The organism is Psychrobacter sp. FME5 (assembly GCF_014861375.1).
Lineage (GTDB): Bacteria > Pseudomonadota > Gammaproteobacteria > Pseudomonadales > Moraxellaceae > Psychrobacter.
Genome location: NZ_RRYX01000219.1, coordinates 1 through 1,588, shown reverse-complemented (window position 1 = coordinate 1,588; position 1,588 = coordinate 1). Strand labels below are relative to the sequence as shown.

General features: G+C 43.4%; 2 protein-coding genes. Both read left to right on the top strand.

What is annotated here, in order from left to right:
• On the top strand, window positions 1–140 hold a 140-nt coding region (locus tag EI161_RS14295), incomplete at its 5' end, for an IS1 family transposase (protein WP_192528726.1).
• Between the two features lie 32 nt (window positions 141–172).
• Window positions 173–1,060, top strand: a complete 888-nt coding sequence (locus tag EI161_RS14290) for a neutral zinc metallopeptidase (protein ID WP_192524032.1) — start codon at window positions 173–175, stop codon at window positions 1,058–1,060.
• The last annotated feature ends 528 nt before the right edge of the window (window positions 1,061–1,588 follow it).

Genomic DNA, 1,588 nt, shown 5'->3' with positions numbered 1-1,588 from the left:
GTATAGAGGGTAATAACTGTCGCCTTAGACACCGATTAAGACGAGCGGTTAGAAAGACTTGTTGCTTCTCAAAAAAGCTTGATAATCATTTTAAAGTGTTTGATTTGGTGTTCTTTTACATCAATTATGGCTACGTCTGATGCCAGCATACTTTTTAGAACACCACCAAATTATGAAATGGCAAGGTAGGCGTGGCAGTTCTAACGTACGCTCAAGCAGTGGCGGCGGTAAGATGATCGGCGGCGGTATTGGCGGTATTATTATTGCTGGTATTTTATGGTTGGTATTTGGGGTAAACCCCATGACCGCCTTGCAAACCGGTCAAGTGGTTGCGGGTGGTGGCAATAACACCTCTACTGAGCCTGCAACCAGTGACGACCGTGATACGCAGTTTGTAAAAGTCGTATTGGCAGATACCGAAGAAGTTTGGCATCAGGTGTTTAATGAAGCGGGCAGTACCTATAAAGAGCCGTCTCTTATACTATTCAATGGCCAAGTCAGCTCAGCTTGCGGTAGTGCTAGCGCGGCAACCGGTCCTTTTTATTGTCCAGGTGATCAGACCGTCTATTTAGATACCTCATTTTTTGTAGAAATGCGTCAAAACCTTGGTATTTCTGGTGATATACAAGGCTCAGGGGACAGCGAAAACCAAGGTAAAGCGGGCGATTTTGCCCAAGCTTATGTTATCTCGCATGAAGTTGGTCATCATGTACAAACCTTATTAGGCATTACTCAGCAGGTGAATGAAGCCAGCCGCCAAGTGACACGGGCACAAGCAAATAAACTGTCTGTATTGCAAGAGCTACAAGCAGATTGCTTTGCTGGTGTTTGGGCACAGCGCAATCAGGAGCGCGTACAGTTTTTGGAAGCGGGTGATATCGATGAAGCTATTAATGCCGCAGGCCAAATTGGCGATGATCGCTTAGCACAGGCGAGTGGTGGAGCAGTGGTGCCTGATAACTTCACCCATGGCACCAGTCAACAGCGTGTGCAATGGTTTACGCGTGGTTTAGAGAGTGGCAGCGTACAGTCTTGTGATACTTTTAGTGGGGCGTTATAAAGCAGGTTATACCAAACCTAAAAAGTACGATTAGCTGTGTCAAACTCGTTTAGTCTACAATGCGTAGCACTTGCACTCGTTTTCCTTGCTACTCTAATTTTTATGAATGGTATAGTCAGTGAGAAGTAATATCGCTACATCACGTACTGCAGGTACCGTTTTTTCTAGCTTGCTGTGCCTACGCAGACAGAGGCTGCAAAAAAACTATACCCGCAGTATCGTAGCGTTTTTAAAGTATTTTAACTATATTAGTTATAAAGTGAGTGGTTTATTAATCAGGCAACCAAATGCCACGCACAAAAAAACCTGCAATTAATTGCAGGTTTTTTTAGGACTAAATACTTATCGAGATAAAGTAAAGTCTTAATAAATATTTGGTGGTGTGTCAGAAAGTATGCTGAAGAAATAAAGGAGGGTGACAGCCAAAGCAAGATGATATATTTGAGGTTATGAAGACACAAATAGATATCAGCTGCCCCGACTGTCACAGTCCCAGTTTAAAGAAAAATGGCAAAAAAAGCTATGGCA

What these genes read in the sequence shown, in the direction of transcription:
- EI161_RS14290 (WP_192524032.1), top strand. Translation starts at nt 173, where the DNA reads ATGAAATGGCAAGGTAGGCGTGGCAGTTCTAACGTACGCTCAAGCAGT.